General features: G+C 67.9%; 20 protein-coding genes. 10 read left to right on the top strand and 10 right to left on the bottom strand.

The annotated features are described in order from the left end of the window. Positions 1-86: 86 nt before the first annotated feature. The 8 genes from N5D45_RS00380 to N5D45_RS00345 form a co-directional block, all read right to left on the bottom strand. On the bottom strand, positions 87-650 hold the full coding sequence (locus tag N5D45_RS00380; RefSeq protein WP_049409551.1) for a TetR/AcrR family transcriptional regulator: 564 nt from the start codon (positions 648-650) through the stop codon (positions 87-89). 4 nt (positions 651-654) lie between these two features. Continuing rightward, positions 655-2,187, bottom strand: coding sequence for an MFS transporter (locus tag N5D45_RS00375; protein WP_053443116.1), 1,533 nt, complete (start codon positions 2,185-2,187; stop codon positions 655-657). A gap of 151 nt (positions 2,188-2,338) precedes the next feature. After that, a complete protein-coding gene (locus tag N5D45_RS00370; protein WP_197656440.1) occupies positions 2,339-3,085 on the bottom strand; it encodes a hypothetical protein in 747 nt (248 codons plus the stop codon). Next, positions 3,085-3,705: a DUF3299 domain-containing protein gene (locus N5D45_RS00365; protein ID WP_057502797.1), complete on the bottom strand. Its 621-nt coding sequence runs from the start codon at positions 3,703-3,705 to the stop codon at positions 3,085-3,087. Before N5D45_RS00365 ends, N5D45_RS00370 begins: the two co-directional genes overlap by 1 nt. After that, the gene (locus tag N5D45_RS00360) at positions 3,695-4,246 is read right to left on the bottom strand and encodes a DUF3299 domain-containing protein (RefSeq protein ID WP_279938352.1); all 552 of its coding nucleotides are present in this window, start codon (positions 4,244-4,246) and stop codon (positions 3,695-3,697) included. The genes N5D45_RS00365 and N5D45_RS00360 overlap by 11 nt, the downstream gene beginning before the upstream one ends. Positions 4,247-4,248: 2 nt before the next feature. Next, positions 4,249-5,502 carry an ABC transporter permease gene (locus tag N5D45_RS00355; RefSeq protein WP_043396122.1) on the bottom strand — a complete coding sequence of 418 codons (1,254 nt, stop codon included), beginning with the start codon at positions 5,500-5,502 and terminating at the stop codon, positions 4,249-4,251. Continuing rightward, positions 5,495-6,190 carry an ATP-binding cassette domain-containing protein gene (locus N5D45_RS00350; protein WP_057502796.1) on the bottom strand — a complete coding sequence of 232 codons (696 nt, stop codon included), beginning with the start codon at positions 6,188-6,190 and terminating at the stop codon, positions 5,495-5,497. Before N5D45_RS00350 ends, N5D45_RS00355 begins: the two co-directional genes overlap by 8 nt. Continuing rightward, complete coding sequence (locus N5D45_RS00345) at positions 6,187-6,720, bottom strand: DUF2796 domain-containing protein (protein WP_043396125.1); 534 nt, start codon at positions 6,718-6,720, stop codon at positions 6,187-6,189. The genes N5D45_RS00350 and N5D45_RS00345 overlap by 4 nt, the downstream gene beginning before the upstream one ends. A gap of 32 nt (positions 6,721-6,752) precedes the next feature. Here N5D45_RS00345 and N5D45_RS00340 point away from each other — a divergent pair, with 32 nt between their 5' ends. Next, positions 6,753-7,226, top strand: coding sequence for a MerC domain-containing protein (locus N5D45_RS00340; RefSeq protein ID WP_049409545.1), 474 nt, complete (start codon positions 6,753-6,755; stop codon positions 7,224-7,226). A gap of 97 nt (positions 7,227-7,323) precedes the next feature. Here the strand turns inward: N5D45_RS00340 and N5D45_RS00335 are convergent, their stop codons facing one another. After that, complete coding sequence (locus N5D45_RS00335) at positions 7,324-8,226, bottom strand: LysR family transcriptional regulator (RefSeq protein WP_010485424.1); 903 nt, start codon at positions 8,224-8,226, stop codon at positions 7,324-7,326. A 118-nt stretch (positions 8,227-8,344) separates the two neighbouring features. Between N5D45_RS00335 and dkgB the strand changes: the two genes are divergently transcribed. The 8 genes from dkgB (at position 8,345) to N5D45_RS00295 (ending at position 14,893) form a co-directional block, all read left to right on the top strand. Next, on the top strand, positions 8,345-9,148 hold the full coding sequence (gene dkgB / locus N5D45_RS00330; RefSeq protein ID WP_043396134.1) for a 2,5-didehydrogluconate reductase DkgB: 804 nt from the start codon (positions 8,345-8,347) through the stop codon (positions 9,146-9,148). A gap of 11 nt (positions 9,149-9,159) precedes the next feature. Continuing rightward, positions 9,160-10,107 carry a TIGR03571 family LLM class oxidoreductase gene (locus N5D45_RS00325; protein WP_057502794.1) on the top strand — a complete coding sequence of 316 codons (948 nt, stop codon included), beginning with the start codon at positions 9,160-9,162 and terminating at the stop codon, positions 10,105-10,107. 19 nt (positions 10,108-10,126) lie between these two features. Further along, entirely contained in the window at positions 10,127-11,065 is a 939-nt protein-coding gene (locus tag N5D45_RS00320) for a cyclase family protein (RefSeq protein WP_197657031.1), read from the top strand. After that, a complete protein-coding gene (locus tag N5D45_RS00315; protein WP_010485417.1) occupies positions 11,062-11,385 on the top strand; it encodes a hypothetical protein in 324 nt (107 codons plus the stop codon). Before N5D45_RS00320 ends, N5D45_RS00315 begins: the two co-directional genes overlap by 4 nt. A gap of 127 nt (positions 11,386-11,512) precedes the next feature. Then, a complete protein-coding gene (copC, locus tag N5D45_RS00310; protein ID WP_057502792.1) occupies positions 11,513-11,890 on the top strand; it encodes a copper homeostasis periplasmic binding protein CopC in 378 nt (125 codons plus the stop codon). 10 nt (positions 11,891-11,900) lie between these two features. Further along, on the top strand, positions 11,901-12,785 hold the full coding sequence (gene copD, locus N5D45_RS00305; RefSeq protein ID WP_057502791.1) for a copper homeostasis membrane protein CopD: 885 nt from the start codon (positions 11,901-11,903) through the stop codon (positions 12,783-12,785). 45 nt (positions 12,786-12,830) lie between these two features. Next, positions 12,831-13,529: a heavy metal response regulator transcription factor gene (locus N5D45_RS00300; protein WP_228354564.1), complete on the top strand. Its 699-nt coding sequence runs from the start codon at positions 12,831-12,833 to the stop codon at positions 13,527-13,529. Then, positions 13,526-14,893, top strand: coding sequence for a heavy metal sensor histidine kinase (locus tag N5D45_RS00295; protein WP_057502790.1), 1,368 nt, complete (start codon positions 13,526-13,528; stop codon positions 14,891-14,893). The genes N5D45_RS00300 and N5D45_RS00295 overlap by 4 nt, the downstream gene beginning before the upstream one ends. On the opposite strand, the gene N5D45_RS00290 is transcribed toward N5D45_RS00295, so the two are convergent. Next, positions 14,882-15,805 (bottom strand): LysR family transcriptional regulator, encoded by a 924-nt coding sequence (locus N5D45_RS00290; RefSeq protein WP_279938351.1) that lies wholly within the window; start codon positions 15,803-15,805, stop codon positions 14,882-14,884. The genes N5D45_RS00295 and N5D45_RS00290 overlap by 12 nt on opposite strands. A 106-nt stretch (positions 15,806-15,911) precedes the next feature. On the opposite strand from N5D45_RS00290, the gene N5D45_RS00285 reads away from it, so the two are divergent. Beyond that, positions 15,912-16,655, top strand: coding sequence for an SDR family oxidoreductase (locus N5D45_RS00285; RefSeq protein ID WP_057502788.1), 744 nt, complete (start codon positions 15,912-15,914; stop codon positions 16,653-16,655). Positions 16,656-16,680 lie beyond the last annotated feature (25 nt).

The raw sequence follows: 16,680 nt of genomic DNA, 5'->3' as shown, positions 1-16,680 counted from the left end.
CGGGTAGAGTCGACCGCGGGTCAGCTATCGCGCGAAGCGCGGGGGTTTCGTTGCCTGACCGGAGAGCAGTCGAGCATGGCTCGACGCTACAAGTGCGGTGACCCATCAGGCTTCGCCAGCAGCCCGGCGATGCGCTCGGCAACCTGGGCACGTACGCCTTCGTCCAGCTGCCCTTCGTACATCGCCTCGTAGATCCACAGGCCATCGGCGGCCAGCCGCGCCACGAAATTGTCGAGCGCTGCGCTGTCTTCCGCTGTACCCGCCTCCGGCGGCAGCGGTGCCCAGCGACGCACCGCCGGTCCCCACGGGCGCTCTTCGGCGTCCGGGTCGGCCGATTCGAGCATGAACATCAGCTCGGCACGGGTGGCGCTCTGGGCCGACACGCGCACAAAGGTCTGGTAACGCTCCAACGCAGTGGCCTGCTCGGCGGTCTTGCCCAGCAACGCTTCCATCGACGTCTCCCAGGCCTGTACCAGGTGTTCGTCGATCCCCCGCAGCAGCGCCTCGCGGGACGGGAAGTGATACAGCAGGCCACCGCGTGTCAGCTGGGCCTCGGCCGCCACCGACTCAAAGGTCACCGCGCGCACGCCGTCACGATTGATCACGTTGACGGCGGCGTCGAGGATGCGATCGCGCTTGCTGGTTCTCATCGCTTCATTTTACGCGATCGGCCGCGCCCTCGCGGCTGCCGACGCGGCCGCGCAGCAGGCGCGCGATGATCGCCGCACCCAGCGCCAGCACCGCCATGATCACCAGCAGCACGATCTGGTAGCCACGGTCATACGCGGCCGCAGCCAGTGCGAACCACTCGCCCTGCCCGCTCTCGCGCGCGGCATGCAGCGCCTGGGTGAAACCCTCGCGGGCAAGCGCGGGCATATCGGCCGAGACTGGCAGGAACGCGCTGTACATTGCGGCACTCAAGCTGCCCAGCATCGCCACCGCCAGCAGGCCACCGAACTCATAGGACACTTCTTCCACCGACGAGGCCATGCCCGCACGGTGCGCCGGCACGTTGTTGAGGATGGCGGTGGACGCCACCGAGATGGCCGAACCCATACCGAAGCCGGTGATGGCCATGCCAGCCACCACCCAACCAAGGCCGTGCAGGAAGCCGAACGCCACCACGCCGACGCCCAGCGCACCTGCGGCCAGGCCACCACAGATCAGCGGGCGCAGGCCAACCCGGTGCAGGATGCTGCCGCCGAGCAGCGCACTGGGCAGGCTGCCCAGTGCCGCCACCGACACCAGCAGGCCCGCCTGCAGCGGCGTGAAACCTGCCACCAGCTGGAAGCGCTGCGTGGTGACCAGTTGCAGGCCGGCCATCGCGAACAGGGTGAACACCGCCGACAGCGTGCCGGCCAGGAACGCCGGATTACGGAAGATCGCAAAGTCCAGCAGCGGGTACGGCAGCTGCTGCTGGCGGCGCGCGAACGCCGCACCGCTGATGACGGCCAACACCAGCGCGGCTGCGCCCAGCGCATATGAGGGCGGCGTGGCGATCAGCGACTTGATCGCCAGCACCAGGCCGGACAGTGCAGCCAATGCCAGCACTGACGACACCAGGTCCCATGGCCGCGAGGTGTCGCGCTGTCCTTCCGGCGCCAGCAGCAGCGTGGCCACGAACGCGACCACCACCACCGGCACGTTGATCAGGAACACCGAGCCCCACCAGAAGTGCTGCAGCAGCCAGCCGCCAATGATCGGGCCGAGCGCCGCACCGACGATGGCGACCGACCCCCAGATCGCGATGGCGATGTTGCGTTCGCGTTCTTCGTGGAAGCTCAGTCCGATCAACGCCAACGTGGCCGGCATCATCGCTGCGGCACCGATCGCCAGGAATGCACGCGCGGCAATCAGCTGCGTTGCGGTGTCAGCGAACGCCGCTGCCAGCGAGGCGACGCCGAACACCACCAGGCCGATCAGGAACATGCGCCGGTGACCGATGCGGTCGCCCAGCGTGCCCGCACCCAGCAGCAGGCCGGCCATCACCAGCGGATAGGCGTTGATGATCCACAGCGCCTGGCCGGCACTGGCCGAGAGTTCCTCGGTCAGGGTGGGCAGCGCGGTGTAGAGCACGGAGTTGTCGAGCGTGACCAGCAGCAGGCCAGCGGCGACGGTGAACAACAGTGCCCAGCGACGGGCACGCGACAGGGCCGGCGCACCGGCCAAGGGCTGGGACAAAGCCATGGGAGAACCTGATCGGGGGTGGAATACGGCCATAACTATACAGGATGTCCTGTATAGTTATGAAAACAGCGCCACCAATTCAGATTGGGGCCCGGGCAATGTTCATGTTGTCGTGCCCCTCATGCCGGGTCGTGCCCGGCGTCAGGGATCATCACCGGCAATCTTCCGGCAGTGCGGCAATCGCCGATACCACCGCCGCCTGCATGCCCTTCCCCACGGCCATGTCCAGTTCCCCGCCAGTTCCCCCATGCTGGCGCCGCAGCTCGTCCTCGCACAGGCCGCGCACCCGCGCACGGGCATTCGCGCGCAGGCTGCTGCACCGCCAGTCGGCGCCACCCAGCGGCAGCACCGAATACACCACGCTGTTGCAGGCGTTGCCGGCACGCTGCTGCAGCGACAGTCCACCAAAATCCCGCGGTTCGCTGCTGCGTTGCGGGTCGAAGTAGCTGTCCGGAAACGTGCGCGCATACTGTTCGATGTCCACGGCCATGCTGCGCCTACCGGCCAACGGCATCTGCAGCGGCTGCCCGCACGGCGTCGCATCGGCGCGGTGCTGGATGTACTGGTAGATCGGCCGGTCCAGCGATGGGTCCTGCTGGGTCACCGCGCTGACTGCCGCCAGCACCGGCAGCGATGCACGATTGGCCATGCGCACCAGCAGCCCCGCCTGCGCCGGCTGGCAGCGGTCGCGCAATGTTGCTGCGAGCAGGAAGAGCACGTCGTTGCGAAACGCGGGGTCATCACCCAGACGCTGTTCGATACGCTGGCTGGCATCGGACGCCGGTGCCGGAAACGCGACCGCAGGCGGCGCAGTGGGTGCGCGCTGCCGCTGCCACCACACCAGCAGCACCACCGCGCCCAGCAGCACCCCGGTAGCCATGAGCCATCGCCTGCGCATCAGTTGCGGATCGCCGTCAGCGTGGCGGCCGCGGCATCGTAGGACGCGCTGGCGATGTCCGCGTCGAAACGCTTCACCTGCAGGCGGCCGGCAAGCCGGTACGGATCCCACAGATCGCCCAGCGCGATCGGTGTCGCCAGGGTCACGTGGATGATCTGGTTGGGTGGCGGCGGCGGCACATGGATACACGCGCCGTAGAACGGCACGAACAGCAGTTCATCGACCAGGCCGGCATCGTTGGTGCCGAGCGGCACCACGTAGCCGTCCAGATCCACCGCGCGACCGTCGACAGCGTCGACCACGCGCGAGGAGCCGAACTGCTTGGCCCGGTCCGGGCTGGAATGGTCGATCTCCAGCCCCGGTGGCGTGCCCGAGCCGGTGTCGTCGATCAGGCCACCCACGCCCTCCATGCCATTGCGTGACAGGCCGATCTGCGGGGGTGGGCGCTGGTAGCTCACTTCGTCGGGTCGCAACGCGTCCCAACGGTCGATGGGGGCTTCGGCCGTGGCGGAGGGCGCCGGCTTATCCTGCGGCCCGACCACCAAGGCATCGCCGCCCGGCGCCGTACAGCCTGCCAACCACAGGCATCCCACCGCCAGCAACAGGTGACTACGGTTCATAGGGCCTCAGCTGTGCGTCACGCATGGTGTAGGCCGAACCGGCCAGATCGTCATCCAACCGTTCGGCGCGCAGGGTGCCCGCCAGGAAGAACGGTGAGTACATGTCCGGCATCCCGATCGGGCGCGGCAGCACTACGTGCACGATCTGGTTCGGTGGCGGTGGTGGCACGTGGATGCAGGCGCCGTAGTACGGCACGAACAGGAATTCGGTCAGCCGCCCGTCCTGCGCGTTGGCCAGTGGCACCACGTAACCCGGCAGGCGCACCGGCCGCTGCAGGACCGTGTCCACCGTGCGGAAGGTACCGAACTGCGGCATGCGCCGGTTGCCGTTGTGCTCGACCTCCGGGCCCTCGCCCCGCTCCAGCGCGGCCAGCTCGTCCTTGGGCATCATCTGCAACCAGTCCAGCTCCTGCTCCACAGCGCCTGCAGGGTCATCGCGGTCGACGACCGGCGAGGGTGGCAAGGCCTGTACGCCGGTATCCACCGGCCGCTCACAGGCGGCCAGCGCCAGCACCATTGCCACTACCCGCATCCATCGCATGCTCAACCTCCCGGTGAAAGGCCATCGGCCAAGGTGCGCCGGTAAGCGAGCAACGCCGGGACCAGCCCGGCTACGGCGCTGATCAGCAGCACGCCCGCTGCCCATGCCAGTTCACGGCCATCCGGCCAGACATGGGTGATCGACAGACCGAAGGTGGCCAGTACCCAGCCGCGCCCGGCAATGCTGGCGACCACCAGCAGCGACAGGGCCAGCACGCTGGCCACCGCACTGGTCGCCACCGCTTCCACCACGAGCAGGCCCGCGATGTAGCCCGGTCGCGCACCGGTGGCACGCAGGATGGCCATCTCGCGTCGGCGCTCCTGCAGGGTGGAGACCAGCAGCGCCACCAGCGAGACCATGCCCAGCAGCACCACCATTGCACTGATCAGCTGCAGGGCTCGCTCGGCGGTGCCCAGCGACTGCCACAGCTGCTGCAGGGTCACGCCGGGCAGGATCGCCAGCATCGCCTCGTCCGGATACTCGTTGATCCTGCGCTGTACCGAGAACGTGGAGGTGCGCGAGTTCAGGCCGAGCATGAAGGCGGTGATGCTGGTCGGGGTCAGGTCCAGGTGGCGCGCCTGCTCGGCGCTGACGCTCTGGCTGCGCAGCTGCACGCCCGATCGCCAGTCAACATGGATCGCCTCGATGGCCGGCAGCGAGACCAGCAGCGACGAATCCACCGGCGTGCCGGTGCGCTGCAGGATGCCGGCAACGCGGAACGGCTTGTCGGCATGCGTGGCCAGCGTGACCGCGCCGGTGCCGTGCGCCAGCACGATCTCGTCGCCGAGGCCGACCTTCTGCGCGCGAGCCACCTCCGCGCCGATCACCGCGTCATACAGATCATCGAAGGGCCGCCCCTGTGCAAAGGCCAGCGCGTGGCCGGAACCATAACGATAGTGTTCAAAGTAGCCGCCAGTGGTACCCACTACCCGGTAGCCGCGCCAGGAATCGCCCAGCGACAACGGCACCGACCACTTCACCTGCGGCAATGCGGACAGCTCCTGGTAGGACTGCCAGGACACGTTGTTGGTCGGGTCGCCGATATGGAACACCGAATACAGCAGCAGGTTCACCGGTCCCGAACGCGCACCGACGATCAGATCGGTGCCCGATACGGTGCTGGCAAACCCCTCGTGCGCCTGCGTGCGTACACGCTCGACGCCCAGCAGCAGCACCACGCTGAGGGTGATGACCAGCACGGTCAGGCCCACGCTCAACGCGCGGCTGCGCAGGCTGGCCCAGGCAAGCTCAAGCATGGCCGGCACCTGCCTGGTTGATCTCGGACAGTGAAATGGTGCGATCGAACAACGGCTGCAGGCTGTCGTCATGGCTGACCACCAGCACCGTGGTGCCGGCCGCCTGGCACTGCGCGGACATCAGCTGCAGGAAGGCGCTCGCCGCTTCGCGGTCGAGCGCCGAGGTGGGCTCATCGGCCAGCAGCAACGCCGGCCGGCCGATCAGGGCGCGCGCTGCCGCCACGCGTTGTTGCTGGCCGACACTGAGCGTACCCGCCCGCCGCTGCATCAGCTCAGGATTGAGCTGCAGGGCCTGCAGCAGGCGGGCGATCTCGGCATCCAGCGGCCCGCTGATGCGTGCGCTGCGCAGGCGCGAGAAGCGCAGGCCCAGCGCGATGTTGTCGCGCACGGTGAGGAACGGCAGCAGATTGAACTGCTGGAAGATCACGCCCAACTGGTCGGCACGGAAACGATCCCGCGCCGCACCCCCCATGTCCTGCAGTGCGTGGCCGGCCACCTCGACACGGCCCTTGCCGGGCAGCAGCACGCCCGCCAGCAGGCCCAGCAGGGTGCTTTTGCCGCCACCGCTGATTCCGCGCAGCAACACGCTGCTGCCCTGCTCGACCCACAACTGCGGGATGTCCAGCACCAGCCGCGTGCCGTAGCCGAACTGCACGTCTTCCAGCGAGATCACCGGTGCCGCGCTCACGGTGCCAGCACCACGCGCAAGTTGTCGGGCGTCAGCACACTGCGGTTTTGGCCATTGGCGGTTGCGCTGTTGACGATGACTTCGTGCAGGCCCGGGAAAAGTACGGGCAGGCGCACGACGATGGCGCGCAGCGCGGCAGGTTTGGCACAGTGGTACTGCAGCGTTGCGCTGAAACCTGCGTGCCGGTGCTGTCCCGGCGGCGGCGCGGCGGCCGTCGCGTCGAAGCCCTCCGCATCGGCTTTACTGGTGGCCAGACGGCAGCCCGCAGCGGTGGGCAAGGTGACCCAGTTGCCGCCCTTCAGCAATGACGTCGCCCGTGCCAGCGCGGCCTGCTCGGCTGCATTGGCCGGCGGCCGCTCGTAATCGAGGATGCCGATGCCGGGGGCCTGAAGGCCGAATTCCAGGGTTTGCTGTTCAAGCGCAACATCGACGGTCGCCTGGCCGTGCACATGCGGTGCGTGCTGGCGGATGTCATGGGCCTGCGCGGCGCTGGCAGCCAGCAGCAGGAAAAGAGCAGCGGGAAGCTTCATGGGAAAGACTCCAATTGTTACTATGTAACATTATGGACCATATTCCCACGACCCCCGCAAGGGCCCTGGCCCAGCCGCCAACTTCGGCACGCTGGCACCCCCGCTTCGATCTTGCCGGTGCCTGGCTGTCCCTGGCCTGCGCCGCCCACTGCATCGCCCTGCCCCTGCTGCTGGCCTTCGTGCCGGCAGCGATGATGGCGCTGCGCTCGTTCCAGCATCCCGGCCATGGCGCGATGACATTGCTGCTGATGATGTCGCGCTGGGAGTGGCTGTTCGCGCTGCTGGCCTCCTCGCTGGCCTTGGCGAGTACCTCGGCCGGGGTGCACCGGCACGGGCGCTGGCAGCCCCTGCGGCTGGCCTGCGCCGGCGCCATCCTGCTGCTGTCGGCCTCTCTGTATCTGCCGCTGAAGGAATCGCTGCTCTGGCATGGCGTAGCGACAGCCAGTGGTGGCGCGCTGCTGGCGTTCGCTCACATCGGCAACCGACGGGCGCTGCGCAAACGGTAGTGCCGGCCGCTGGCCGGACGGAAAAACACCATCCACGCGTGGCGTGGATCTACTGATGCACTTCCGGCAGCCGGCCAGCGGCCGGCTCTACCCTTCTCTATTCGTCGAACGGTCGCTGTCCCAGCGTCTGCGTCACGTGGTCCACGAAACAGGTGATGCGCGCGGCCAGCGCGGTGTTGCGGTAGTACACCGCATTGATCGGCTGCCGCACGTCCTGCGTCTGTTTGCCGAACAGCTGCACCAATCGGCCCTCGCGCCGGTCCTGGCGGGTCAGGAAGTCCGAGAGGCACGCAATGCCCAGCCCCGCCACCGCCATCTGCCGCAGCGTCTCGCCACTGGATGAAGCGATCGCCGGCGCGATCACGAAAGGCCCGCCATCGGCATCGTGCAGCGGCCACTCGTTCAATGAACTGGGCTGGGTAAATCCCAGCAGATCGTGCTTGCGCAGCTGCTCCACGCGTGTCGGCGTGCCATGCCGTCGCAGGTACTCGGGACTGGCGACGACGCGGATGCGGCTGTGGCCGATCGGCCGCGCATGCAGGGTGGAATCGCGCAGCACGCCGATGCGGAACGCCACGTCGGTGCGCTTCTCGATCAGGTCGGTGATGCCCTCGTTGGAATTCAGCTCCAGCTCCACTTGCGGGTAGCGCTCGCGGAAGCCCTCCAGCAACGGCACGATCACATGCAGCATGAACGGCGTGGCGGCGTCCACGCGCAGGCGCCCGACCGGCTGCAGCCGCCGCGCGGCCATCTGTTCCTCGGCCTCGTCCACCGTGGCCAGGATCGTGCGCGCGTACTCCAGGAACGCCGCGCCTTCCTCGGTCAGCTCCAGCCGCCGCGTGGTCCGCCGCAGCAGCGTGGTCTGCAGCTTGTCTTCCAGCCGCGCCAGGGTGCGGCTGGTGGCCGAGATGGTCAGTTCCAGCGCCTCGGCCGCCGCCGTGATCGAACCACTGTCGACCACGGCCACGAAGGCCTTCAGCTCATCCAGGGTGGTTTTCATTTTTTACCTCGGCGCAAAAGCGTTTCCCGTATACACAGCTTAATCAACAAATGTAAAGCGCCCACACTTCGCCCTGTCCCGAGCCCACCGGCTCTCAACGAAGTCCCTGGAGTCCATCATGAGCGTTCCTTCCTTTGGCGTCGGCACCTTCCGCCTGACCGGCCAGACCGTCATCGACTCGGTGCGCAACGCCCTCGAGGTCGGCTACCGTGCGGTCGATACCGCGCAGATCTATGGCAACGAAGCCGAAGTCGGCCAGGCCATCGCCGAATCCGGCGTCCCACGCGACCAGCTGTTCCTGACCACCAAGATCTGGGTGGACAACTACGCCGCCGACAAGCTGATCCCAAGCCTGCGCGACAGCCTGGCCAAGCTGCGCACCGACTATGTCGACCTGCTGCTGATCCACTGGCCGGCGCCGGGCAATGGCGTTGAACTGCGCGAGTACATGACCGCGCTGGCCGACGCCAAGACGCTGGGCCTGACCCGCCAGATCGGTGTGTCCAACTTCAACATCGAGCTGACCCGGCAGGCCATCGAGGTGGTCGGTGCCGGCGAGATCGCCACCAACCAGATCGAACTGAGCCCCTACCTGCAGAACCCGGCACTGACCACCTTCCTGCAGGACCAGGGCATCACCGTGACCTCCTACATGACCCTGGCCTACGGCAAGGTGCTGAAGGATCCGGTGCTGGCCACCATCGCCGGCAAGCACCAGGCCACCGTGGCCCAGGTTGCGCTGGCGTGGGCGCTGCAGCGCGGTTACTCGGTCATCCCGTCCTCGACCAAGCGCGAGAACCTGGCCAGCAACCTGCTCGCCCAGGACCTGCGCCTGGATGCCGATGACATGGCCGCGATCGCCGCGCTTGACCGCAACGGCCGCGAAGTCGATCCGCCCGGCCTGGCCCCGGCCTGGGACTGAGGCGCCAGGCCATGGGCAGTGCGATGACCCGGTTGCAGGCCGGTGGTTTCAGCATCGGCATCGAAGCACCGCTGGACAATGACTGGACGCCGCTGGGCGAACAGGCACGACGCGCCGCGCGACGCCTGCCCGGCGAACCGGACCTGCAGTGCCATGCAGAACTGGCACGCTTGGCCGACCGCCTCGGCTTCCGTGCGCTGTGGGTGCGCGACGTGCCGGTGTACGACCCGGCCTTCGGTGATGCGGCACAGGTGTTCGAGGTATTCAGTTACCTCGGCTATCTGGCTGGCATCACCAAGGACATCCTGCTGGGCACCGGTGCGGTGGTGCTGCCGATCCGCGAGCCGTTGCTGACCCTGAAGTCGGCGCGCAGCGTGCAGCGGCTCAGCGGTGACCGCCTGCTGCTGGGCGTGGCCAGTGGCGACCGCCCGGTGGAGTACCCGCTGTTCGGCCGCGACTTCGACACCCGCGGCAGCCGCTTCCGCGAGCAGATCGCACTGCTGCGCGAAGGCGCCGCTTCGCACCTGCCGCAGGGCCTGGACGTGCTGCCCGCGGACGGCCCGGCCCTGCCGTTGTTCGTGGCAGGCCTGGCCCAGCAGCAGCCGGCGTGGATCGGCCAGCACATGGATGGCTGCCTGGTCTACCCGGGCACGCCACAGGACCATGCGCAACGCGTGGCGGCCTGGCGCGCCGTGGCCGGCAACAAGCCGTATGCCAGCTTCATCCACCTGGACCTGGTGGCCGATGCCGATGCCCCGCTGCAGCGCTGGCGCTTTGGGCTGCGCGGCGGCCGCAACGCCCTGCTGGCCGAGCTGCACGCCATGCAGGCGGCCGGTGTCGACCACATCGGCCTGCAGTTCCGCCGCAACGAACGGCCGTTGGCCGAGACCTTCCATGAAATCGCCGAGTACGTGCTGCCGCACTTCCCGGCCCACGCCGGCGCCGCCGCGACGGCCTGACAGTTACCGGAGCTTTGCCATGAAAATGAAGACCCTGGCCGCGCTTGCGCTGGCCACCCTGCCGCTGTCCTTCCAGGCCACCGCCGAGGACTGGTACCCCTCTGCCTACGGCGCCAACGACGAGATCGGCGCGGCCAACCTGCTGACCGCGGACGTGGTCAAGCACGCGGTATCGCTGGTCAGGACCGGCAAGACCTATCCGCTGGCGGTGCCGGTGGACAAGAACCTGCCCGCGTTCCGCCACCGCAGCTTCCGCCTGTACAACGTGCAGGTCGGCCAGCAGGCAGGCAAGTCGCTGGGCCCCAACAGGTTCACCTTCAACGATGAACTGGTGAACGCCTGGACCGGCGTTGGCACCCAGCTCAACGGCATCGGCCATATCGGCATCGACAACGTCTACTACAACGGCAACAAGGCTGCCGACTTCGTCACCGTGGACGGCGTGCGCAAGCTCGGCGTCGAGAAGGTGCCGCCGATGGTCACCCGCGGCGTCGTGCTGGACATGACTGCGTACTACGGCAAGGCGATCGTGCCCGGCGGCACCGAGTTCACCGTGGCCGACATCCAGGCCGTGCTGAAGAAGCAGGGCCTGAGCCTGCGCAAGGGCGACGTGGTGCTGTTCAACACCGGCTGGCTGGAACTGATCGGCAAGGACGACAAACAGTTCCTGGAAGTGGAACCGGGTATCGGCATGGAGGCCGCGAAGTGGCTGGCCGACCAGGGCATCGTCGCCTTCGGTGGCGACACCTGGGCCTCGGAGGTCTACCCGAACCCGGACGGTGCCGAGGAGTTCCCGATCAACCAGTACATGCTGGCCAAGCGCGGCATCTACAACCTGGAGCTGATCGACAGCCGTGCGCTGGTGCGCGACAAGGCCTGGGAATTCCTGTTCGTGCTCGGCCAGCCGCTGTACGTCGGCTCGACCCAGGTCAACATCAACCCGGTGGCGATCCGATGAACGCCGCCTCCGCCCTGCCATTGTTCGCCGGCCGTCGCTTCCGCGTCCGCTATGACGGCCTGGCTGCCGACAATGTCTACAGCGCCGATGGCCGCCACGTGCAGTACGCCATCATCTCCGGCACCTATGCCGGTGCGCAGGGCGAAGCCGCCTGCGAGTGGCAGCAGATCAGCGAAGGGGTCTATGTCATTTCGTGGCAGGAAGCCGATGGCGCAACGGTCGTGCATGTCGATGACTTCGTGGGCGGGCATTCGCTGGCCTGGTTCACCGCCACCGATGGCAGTTTCCATCGCATGCAGGGGCCGCTGCACGCGCTGTGATGCCGGCCAGCGGCCGGCATCACCTTGTTAGTGGGCCGCACATTACAGATCGGTAATGTGCGGGTCAGGGCAGCGAAAGGCGCTGCCCTCCACCCTGTGGGCCACGTCTTCCACAGGTGTCCCACGCATGGCCCGCTCCCTGCTCCGCTCCACTGTCCTTGCTGTCCTGCTGACCGGCCTCGCGGTTGCGCCGCTGGCGCTGGCCCATCCCAGCCTGGTGCGCTCGACGCCGGCCGCCGACGCCACCGTAGCCCCGGCGACCGAGATCACGCTGCAGTTCAGCGAGAAGGTGATGCCGCGTGCCACCCGCATCGAGCTGAGCATGGACCATGGCCGCATGAAGATGGCCATGCCTACCGTCGCGCAGGACATTTCCGAAGATGGCCACACGCTACGCGCGCGTTTCGCCAAGCCGCTGCCCGCCGGCAGCTACGCACTGCAATGGCGCGCGGTGGGTCAGGACAGTCATCCGATGACCGGCAGCTACCGCTTCACCGTAAAGTAAGGCTGCCGCCATGGCCGAGCTCTCGCCGTATGCGCTGCGGCTGGCGCTGTACCTGGTACTGATGCTGCTGTTCGGGCGGCTGCTGTTCGTCCGCCCCGGGCTGCCACGCGGCATCTCGCTGGCGCTCGCCGTGGTTGCGCTGATCCTGGTCGTCATCGATGCCGTGAACCGGTTGTCGGGCGTGCTCGGCATCCCGGCAGCCGATATCGACCCAGCAACGGCGCACTGGTTCCTCACCGGTACGCCGGTGGGTGAGGCGGGGCTGCTGCGCATCCTGGCGCTGCTGGCAATGCTGCCGCTGCTGGCAGTCAATCGCCCGGTGCAGGGCCTGCGCCGTCTGGCGCTGCTGATACTCACGGCGGTAGCTCTGGCCAGCCTGTCCTGGAACGGGCATGCCGCTGCAGGCGATGGGCTCGGCGGCACCTTGCGGCTCGTGGCCGGCATCGTGCACCTGCTGGCCGCCGGTGCCTGGGTCGGCGCGATCGCCGCCATCCTGCAGCTGGCGCTGCGTCCACAGGGCCTGCGCCTGCTCGAACGTACCCGCGAACTGTGGCAGGCCGCGCACAGCTTCGCCGTGCCGGGCACGATCATCGTCGCCCTGCTGGCGATGACCGGCACCTACACCTATGTCGATCTCGGCGGTTCCATACAGACCCTGACCGGCGCCGCGCATGGGCGTTGGCTGCTGCTCAAGCTGGCGCTGGTGGGCGGCATGCTGGGGCTTGCCGCGCTGCATCGCTGGCGGCTGGTACCAGCGCTGGCCAGCTCCATCCGCGGCGGCTGGCAACCCAGGCCGCTGCGCTCACTTCGCCACAGCCTGGCCTGTGAATCGGTGCTGGCGGTATTGGTGCTGGCCTGCGTCGCGGTGCTCGGAATGCTGGACCCATTGGCATGACTCATCCGTTCCAGCACGGGCCCAAGCTGCGATGATGGGCACACCATGAAACTGCTGATCGTCGAAGACGAACCCAAGACCGGCAACTACCTGCGCCAGGGCCTGATCGAGGCCGGCTACGTGGTCGATCTCGCCTGCAATGGCGTCGACGGGCTGCACCTGGCCGGCAGCGGCGAGTACCAGCTGGTCATCCTCGACGTGATGCTGCCCGGCCTGGATGGCTGGAACGTGCTGTCGCGGCTGCGCGAGGCCGGATGGCAGGTGCCGGTGCTGTTCCTCACCGCGCGCAGCAGCATCGCCGACCGGGTTCAGGGCCTGGAGCTGGGCGCGGATGACTACCTGGCCAAACCATTCGCCTTCGCAGAGCTGCTGGCGCGCGTGCGCACCCTGCTGCGTCGTGGCCAGGCGCTGCCGCAGGCCGAGCGCATCGTCATCGCCGACCTGGTGGTGGATACCCTGCGCCGCCGGGTCGAACGCGGCGGCCAGCGCATCGCCCTCAGCCAGAAGGAATACACCCTGCTGGAACTGCTGGCGCGCCGACGCAGTGAAGTGCTGCCGCGCTCGTTGATCGCCTCGCAGGTATGGGACATGAACTTCGACAGCGACACCAACGTGATCGACGTGGCGATCCGCCGCCTGCGCGCGAAGATCGACGATGACTTCGACGCCAAGCTGATCGTCACCGTGCGCGGCATGGGCTACGTGCTCGAGGCACCGGACGACGGCACTGTGAACAACGGATGAGCCTGCGCCGTTCCATTGCGGTACGCCTCACGCTGCTGTTCGCCATCGTGGCTACGCTGGTGCTGGCCGCATTGGGCGTGGCGATCTATGTCAGCGCCCGCCACGACCTGGTGGCCCAGGACTTCAGCGAACTGGAGTACAAGGTTGCGTTGATCCGTGACCTGGCCGGCAACGGACCTGCGTCCGCACGCGGGCAGCGCTTGGCGGAGGCACTGGGCCACCATCCGGATATCGCCTTCCACATTGTTGATGGGAGCGGCGCAGTGCTCTTCTCGACCGCACCGGCACTACTGCGCGAGCATGCACGCAGCCAGCCGATCGACGCCGCGCCACTGCGGCACGACTGGATCCTCGCCGATGGTCGCTGCATGCATGCCCTGCACCTGCGCCAGACCCTGGCCGACGGCAGCGAGCTGGTCACCCTGCTGGCCATCGATGACGACCGCCACGCCGATTTCCTGCAGCGCTTCCGCCATCTGCTGGCGATCGCCATCATCGGCGCCGCCGTGGCCAGCAGCCTGCTCGGCGGCTACGTGGTGCGGCGCACGCTGCGGCCGCTGCGCACGCTGGCCGATGAGGCCCGGCAGATCACCGCCGGCCGGCTGCAGCGCCGACTGAGTGCACGCAGCGCACCGGCCGAACTGGAGCAGCTGGCGCAGACGCTCAACGGCATGCTGGCGCGCCTGCAGCAGGACTTCGCGCGGCTGACCGAGTTCTCCGGTGATCTCGCCCATGAACTGCGCACACCGATCACCAACATGCTGACCCAGGTGCAGGTGGTGCTGGCGCACCCGCGCAGCAACGAGGCCTACCGCGAGACGCTGGCGTCCTGCGCCGAGGAACTGCAGCAGCTGGCGCAGACCGTGGGTGACCTGCTGTACCTGGCGCAGGCCGAAGCGCCGGGTGCACTGCCCTCGCGCGAGCCAGTGGCGCTGGATGCGGTGGTGGATTCGCTGCTGGAGTTCTACGAGCTTCTGGCCGAGGACCGACAGTTGACCCTGCGCCGCGATGGTGTGGCGAGCGTGGAAGGCAACCGCTTGATGCTGCACCGGGCGATTGCCAACCTGCTGTCCAACGCGTTGAAGTACGCAGCCGTGGGCAGCGAAGTGCGGGTGCGGCTGGTCGAGGCCGATGGCGTGTGCAGGGTCAGCGTGCACAACCTTGGCACGCCGATCGCCAGCGAGGCGCTGCCGCGCCTGTTCGATCGTTTCTACCGCGGCGAGCGTGGCCGCCAAGAAGGTGCCGGACTGGGCCTGGCGATCACACGCGCGATCGCACAGGCGCACGGCGGCAGCGTGAGTGTTGTCTCGGATGACACCGGCACCCTGTTCGAGCTGGTGCTGCCGAGCACCTCAGCCCGGTAGTCCCGGCCGCTGGCCGGCAACCCTGGTCTGCTCAAACACCCCGGTCACCCAATCGATGAACACCCGCAAGCGCGGTGACGGCGTGCGGTTGCGTGGGTAGACCAGGCTCAGCGGACTCGGCGTCGGTGGCGTCTCGGGCAACAGCCCCGCCAACTGTCCGCGCGCGATGTACGGGTCCATCCGGTAGCGCGGCGCCTGGATGATGCCCAGGCCCGCCAGCGCGGCACCAAGGAACGCGTCAGCACCGGACACTCGCACCCGTGCCGGCAGCGGCACGTAGCGCACCTGCCCGCCCTGCTGGAACTCCAGAGGAATCAGCTGGCCGGTGGCGCTGGAGCGGTAGCCGACCATCTGGTGGCCGTCCTGCAGCGATTCGATGGTATCGGGCAGGCCGTGCGCCTGCACATAGCCCGGCGAGGCCACCGTGACCTCGCGCAGCATGGTCAACCGTCGCGCCGCCAGATCGCTGTCGGCCAGCGTCCCCACCCGCAACGCCGCATCCACGCCTTCACGCAGCAGGTCGACATAGCGGTCACCCTCGCTGACGTCCAGTTCGATCTCCCGGTAGCGCTGCAGGAATTCCGGCAGGTGCGGAAACAGCAGGTGCCGGCCCAGCGTGCCATGCACTTCGATACGCAACGGGCCGCGCGGCGGCGCGTCACGGAACGCAGCCTCGGCATCATCCATGTCGGCGATCAGGCGCAGGCAACGGCCATAGAAAGCCTCGCCTTCCAGCGTCGGCACTACCAGCCGCGTGGTCCGGTGCAGCAGGCGCACGCCCAGCCGCTGTTCGAGCGCCTTGATCGCATCGGTCACCGTGGCCCGCGGCAGGTCCAGGTCCTCGGAGGCCCGGGTGAAGCTGCGGCGCTCGACGATACGGACGAAGGCGCGCATGGCCGTGAAGCGGTCCATTGTTCGGCTACCCGGATGATGTTGGCGGATTATGCATGATTATCCGGGCGGGAGAGATGACGAAGATGGCCCTGCGCCATTCCGGCGCGCTCCGCTGGAACCGACCATGACCCTCTCCCCCGCCCGCACTGTCGCCCTGGTCACCGGCGGCTCCCGTGGCATCGGCGCCGCCATCTCCCGCCGGCTCGCCGACGATGGCCACGCGGTCGCGATCAACTATGCGGGCCGCCGGGACGACGCCGAAGCCTTGGCGGCCGAACTCAACGCAGCCGGCGCGCAGGCGATCGCGCTGCAGGCCGATGTCGCCGATCCGCTGGCGGTGCGGCAGCTTTTCGATGCCATCGAGGCGCGTTTCGGCGGCATCGACGTGGTGGTCAACAGCGCCGGCGTGCTGCAGCTGGCGCCGCTGGCCGACACCGACGACGCCCTGTTCGAGCGGGTGATCGGCATCAACCTCAAGGGTGCCTTCAACGTGCTGCGCGAAAGCGCGCGACGGGTGCGCGACGGTGGCCGGCTGATCACCCTGTCCACCAGCGTGGTCGGCATCAAGCTGGAGAACTACAGCGTGTACGCGGCCAGCAAGGCAGCGGTGGAGACGATGGGCGCGATCCTCAGCAAGGAGCTGCGCGGGCGCAACATCACCGTGAACGCAGTGGCCCCAGGCCCGACCGCTACCGACCTGTTCCTGGACGGCAAGTCACCGGAACTGATCGAGCGGTTGGCGAAGATGAACCCCCTGCAGCGGTTGGGTACGCCGGAGGACATCGCCGGTGCGGTGGGGTTCCTGGCCGGTGCCGATGGCGGGTGGGTCAACGGCCAGGTCCTGCGCGCCAACGGTGGGATGGCATGAGATTCGGCGGTACTCAGGCCGGATT

It is taken from the genome of Stenotrophomonas sp. GD03819, assembly GCF_029841665.1.
GTDB classification, from domain to species: Bacteria; Pseudomonadota; Gammaproteobacteria; order Xanthomonadales; family Xanthomonadaceae; genus Stenotrophomonas; species Stenotrophomonas geniculata.
Note: the sequence above shows the minus strand (reverse complement) of the source record. Positions and strands in the feature narration are given on the sequence as shown.

Excerpts from the sequence above, each read along its gene's own strand:
- N5D45_RS00380 (WP_049409551.1), bottom strand. The coding sequence starts at position 650 with ATGAGAACCAGCAAGCGCGATCGCATCCTCGACGCCGCCGTCAACGTG.
- N5D45_RS00375 (WP_053443116.1), bottom strand. The coding sequence starts at position 2,187 with ATGGCTTTGTCCCAGCCCTTGGCCGGTGCGCCGGCCCTGTCGCGTGCC.
- N5D45_RS00370 (WP_197656440.1), bottom strand. The coding sequence starts at position 3,085 with ATGCGCAGGCGATGGCTCATGGCTACCGGGGTGCTGCTGGGCGCGGTG.
- N5D45_RS00365 (WP_057502797.1), bottom strand. The coding sequence starts at position 3,705 with ATGAACCGTAGTCACCTGTTGCTGGCGGTGGGATGCCTGTGGTTGGCA.
- N5D45_RS00360 (WP_279938352.1), bottom strand. The coding sequence starts at position 4,246 with ATGCGATGGATGCGGGTAGTGGCAATGGTGCTGGCGCTGGCCGCCTGT.
- N5D45_RS00355 (WP_043396122.1), bottom strand. The coding sequence starts at position 5,502 with ATGCTTGAGCTTGCCTGGGCCAGCCTGCGCAGCCGCGCGTTGAGCGTG.
- N5D45_RS00345 (WP_043396125.1), bottom strand. The coding sequence starts at position 6,720 with ATGAAGCTTCCCGCTGCTCTTTTCCTGCTGCTGGCTGCCAGCGCCGCG.
- N5D45_RS00340 (WP_049409545.1), top strand. The coding sequence starts at position 6,753 with ATGGACCATATTCCCACGACCCCCGCAAGGGCCCTGGCCCAGCCGCCA.
- N5D45_RS00335 (WP_010485424.1), bottom strand. The coding sequence starts at position 8,226 with ATGAAAACCACCCTGGATGAGCTGAAGGCCTTCGTGGCCGTGGTCGAC.
- dkgB (WP_043396134.1), top strand. The coding sequence starts at position 8,345 with ATGAGCGTTCCTTCCTTTGGCGTCGGCACCTTCCGCCTGACCGGCCAG.
- N5D45_RS00325 (WP_057502794.1), top strand. The coding sequence starts at position 9,160 with ATGGGCAGTGCGATGACCCGGTTGCAGGCCGGTGGTTTCAGCATCGGC.
- N5D45_RS00320 (WP_197657031.1), top strand. The coding sequence starts at position 10,127 with ATGAAAATGAAGACCCTGGCCGCGCTTGCGCTGGCCACCCTGCCGCTG.
- N5D45_RS00315 (WP_010485417.1), top strand. The coding sequence starts at position 11,062 with ATGAACGCCGCCTCCGCCCTGCCATTGTTCGCCGGCCGTCGCTTCCGC.
- copC (WP_057502792.1), top strand. The coding sequence starts at position 11,513 with ATGGCCCGCTCCCTGCTCCGCTCCACTGTCCTTGCTGTCCTGCTGACC.
- copD (WP_057502791.1), top strand. The coding sequence starts at position 11,901 with ATGGCCGAGCTCTCGCCGTATGCGCTGCGGCTGGCGCTGTACCTGGTA.
- N5D45_RS00300 (WP_228354564.1), top strand. The coding sequence starts at position 12,831 with ATGAAACTGCTGATCGTCGAAGACGAACCCAAGACCGGCAACTACCTG.
- N5D45_RS00295 (WP_057502790.1), top strand. The coding sequence starts at position 13,526 with ATGAGCCTGCGCCGTTCCATTGCGGTACGCCTCACGCTGCTGTTCGCC.
- N5D45_RS00290 (WP_279938351.1), bottom strand. The coding sequence starts at position 15,805 with ATGGACCGCTTCACGGCCATGCGCGCCTTCGTCCGTATCGTCGAGCGC.
- N5D45_RS00285 (WP_057502788.1), top strand. The coding sequence starts at position 15,912 with ATGACCCTCTCCCCCGCCCGCACTGTCGCCCTGGTCACCGGCGGCTCC.